We start from the raw sequence: 3,425 nt of genomic DNA, 5'->3' as shown, positions 1-3,425 counted from the left end.
AAAGTCACTTCTGAAGTCCTGCTGACAGGTGAAACGACAGTCGCAGCGATTTCCTTTTTAACGTTCGTTGCAATCGAGGGCGGAAAACCAGTAGTGATCCCGGAGGTCGTTCCGGAAACAGAAGAAGAAAAATGGCTGAACGAAACGGCGAAGAGCCGTGCAGAACACCGGAAGGCCCGTAAAAAGCACAGCCAGGAATTGGCGGAGTTTTTCAGGAATGCCTATTAGGCAGTAAGAGAGATGCTTGTGATGAGCATCTCTTTTTTTTGTTGCAGATTTACTTCTTTTTGACTTATTCATTTCGATTAGGCCGAACGACCATTCAAGCGCCAGTTCATTCAAGCCTTAAAAGATTTTGGGGATATTTCAATGTAATTCTTTTCAATTCTTCAACAATATTCAAAATACTCCTACTTTTCATGCCAAGCTAACAATTTTCTGCCCCCCTCCGATATTACAAAGGTCGGACAAGTCCTACGTCCTTATTTTCACCATTATGTGGAGGGTTTATATTGAAAAAGTTCATATTGATAGTGCTGGTGATGATGCTTGCAGCAGCCGGCTGCTCATCCTCATCATCTGAGCAAAATAGTAATGAAAACAAACAAACGATCGGGATCCTTCTTTCTGACACCGGTCTCGGGGATGGATCGTTTAATGATTCAGCATTCCGCGGTCTTGAACGTGCAAGGGAAGAACTGGGGATCCTGTTTGACTACAGGGAAGCACCAGACGGGAATTTTGAAGAGGCTCTTCAGGATCTCGTCAATCAGGATCATGACCTTGTGATCGGGCTTGGCTTCTCCATTCAGGAGGCGCTCGAGAATGTGGCTAAGCAGCATCCTGATCAGAAATTCCTTCTGATCGACGGCCACTCGGAGCTTGATAACATCACATCGATCACGTTCAAGGAACATGAAGGCAGCTTTCTTGTCGGCATGGTGGCGGCTATGAAGTCCAAGACGAATACCCTCGGTTTCATCGGCGGTGCGGATGCCCCTGTCATTCATCGTTTTGAAAAGGGTTTTGAACAAGGAGCGAAGTATGTGAATCCTTCGATTAAGATCCTGAAAGACAATGCGGATAATTTTGGCGATGCGGCCCTTGGGAGCAGTATTGCAAACAAACAAATCAAAGCTGGTGCAGACTTCATTTACCCGGCAGCCGGATTTACCGGCGTCGGAGCAATACAGGCTGCACAGAAGGCTGGCATTTATTCTGGCGGTGTCGATTCCGATCAATACTTCATTGCTGAAAAATCGGTGGTGACCTCGATGTTGAAAAAGATTGACATCGCTGTTTTTAACCTCACTAAAGAATTGGTGTCCGAAGGCAAGATTTCAGCCTCTTCATTTGAACTCGGCTTAATGGAAGATGGAGTCGGCCTGGCTCCTGTCCGCCTCACCGAATTGACAGATGAAGAAAAGAAAAAGATTAAAGAAGCAACAGATAAGATCATCTCGGGAGAAGTCACGATTAAGATTCAATAATCCCGTCTAAGGAGTTAATGATACATGGCACTGAAAAAGCGATTAATGATCATGGGATTCGTTCCCCTGATTCTATCAACTATCATAATAGGATACATCGTTTCTCAATTGATCTCTCTTCAAAGCTCAGCGAATGAAGATGTCCAGATCCTCTTAGAAACCGAACAGCTGCGTGGCGACCTCATCGTCTCACAGCAGGCACTCGCCAATTATTCCGCCAATTCCACTGAAGAGAATAAACAAATGGTTGAAACGATATTGACGGATACTGCTTCACAAATTGATGAACTTGAGAAAATCATCTTTATAGAAGATCAGGAAAAAACACTTGCTGTCATAAAGTCGAAGTTCTCAGAACTGCTGTCAGCTTCGGAGGAAGCGTTGAATGCGAACAACCAGGCTGAAATCAAGCGTCAGTCGCTGCGGATTTCAGGCGTCCTGAATGATATGTATCTATTAAACAAGCAAACAAATGACTGGTATCAAAACTTATTAAAAGAAAACGAACAGGAAATCACCTTCATTGTGTGGGCGACTGTCATCGGTTTCCTGACGGCCATCATTCTATCCGTAGCTGCTTCTATCATTCTTTCAAACCGGATTGTCAAACCGCTGAATGCGATGGTCGATAATGCAGAAAGAATTGCCGGCGGGGACCTCACGATAACGTTTGAAGAAAGCAGCAAAAAGGATGATAAATTTGAAGTGACTAAACTTCAATCGGCGTTTCAGCACATGGTCGAAAACCTGCGCAATACGGTTCAATCCGTAAATGACATCGGAGTGAATGTCGAACAATTCACCAGGGATGTCCAAGTCCAGATGGCCAACCTGTCTGAAAGCAGCAGCCAGGTTGCTGTTTCTACTGAAGAATTAGCCAAAGGCAGCCAGGCAATTTCGGAGGATGTGCAATCCACCGCTTCATTGATGGCAGTGATGGGTGAGGAATTTGCCCGCAATGTCAGCGGCAGCCAGGAATCCTCCGCTAAAAGCAAGGTTGCACTTGAATCCGTCGAGCACGGTAGAACATCGCTTATCAAGCAAAAAGAATTCGCAGAGTCCATCGCCGATTCTTCCGCTTCGATTGAACGATCCGTCCAATCCTTTGCTCAGTATACAGGTGAAATTGAGCAGGCAGCGCTGGCAGTGAAAGATATAGCCGAACAGACGAATCTACTTGCCCTTAATGCCGCGATCGAAGCGGCACGTGCAGGTGATGCCGGTAAAGGGTTTGCAGTGGTGGCTCAAGAGGTCCGCAAGCTTGCCGAAGATTCCTCCATTGCTACGGAAAGAATCGGAAACATGGTAGGAAGTATCAAACACGGGATTCATTCGATTATGGAAGCCTCACAGAAAGGCAGCACATTGTCCAGCCGCCAGGTCGAGTCTATGTCTGTCACTGAAAGTGCCTTTGAAGAAATATCAGGAAATGTGTCTGTTATTTATGAGAAATTATCGGAACTTGAAAAAGGGATGACAGCTTCAAACGAACGTACGAACAATGTCATCGCCGCAGTTGAAAACATCTCTGCTATCACTGAAGAAACAGCTGCCGGAACCGAAGAAATCTATTCTTCAACCGAAGAACAGCTCCGCTACTTCGATCAGATGACAGAACAGGTTTCAGAACTGAATGCCATGACTGTTAAAATGAAAAAAGAACTGGAAAGATTCACTCTCTAATCGTAAGGAGGCTGGGACAAAACAAATAAACCACGACATAAAGACGAGCAATTTCAGTGTATGTTCTTATTACCGCTAATGATTTCCGTGCAAGACTTCGCTTTCCGCAGGAGTCTTCCCCTTGCACTCCAATCAACCGCTGGAAAGTGCTAAAATATAAATGTACACTGAACAAAATAATAACCCGAACTAATTTGCCTATTAGAAGGCAAATTAGTTCGGGTTTTACTTAGACTAAAACACTTTTGTCCC

At 44.9% G+C, this 3,425-nt stretch carries 2 protein-coding genes and 1 pseudogene; all 3 read left to right on the top strand.

The window, feature by feature from the left end; translation table 11 throughout:
- A pseudogene (locus tag HP456_RS21525) lies at window positions 1-228 on the top strand (acyl-CoA thioesterase); the annotation flags it as partial.
- Window positions 229-512: 284 nt separating this feature from the next.
- Window positions 513-1,490: a BMP family lipoprotein gene (locus tag HP456_RS21520; RefSeq protein WP_172254915.1), complete on the top strand. Its 978-nt coding sequence runs from the start codon at window positions 513-515 to the stop codon at window positions 1,488-1,490.
- 24 nt (window positions 1,491-1,514) lie between these two features.
- Window positions 1,515-3,173, top strand: a complete 1,659-nt coding sequence (locus HP456_RS21515; RefSeq protein WP_172254913.1) for a methyl-accepting chemotaxis protein — start codon at window positions 1,515-1,517, stop codon at window positions 3,171-3,173.
- The last annotated feature ends 252 nt before the right edge of the window (window positions 3,174-3,425 follow it).

It is taken from the genome of Bacillus haikouensis (genome assembly GCF_013179555.1).
Lineage (GTDB): Bacteria > Bacillota > Bacilli > Bacillales > Bacillaceae_B > Rossellomorea > Rossellomorea haikouensis_A.
This window is presented reverse-complemented; position numbering and strand designations above follow the sequence as displayed.

Excerpts from the sequence above, each read along its gene's own strand:
- HP456_RS21515 (WP_172254913.1), top strand. The coding sequence starts at position 1,515 with ATGGCACTGAAAAAGCGATTAATGATCATGGGATTCGTTCCCCTGATT.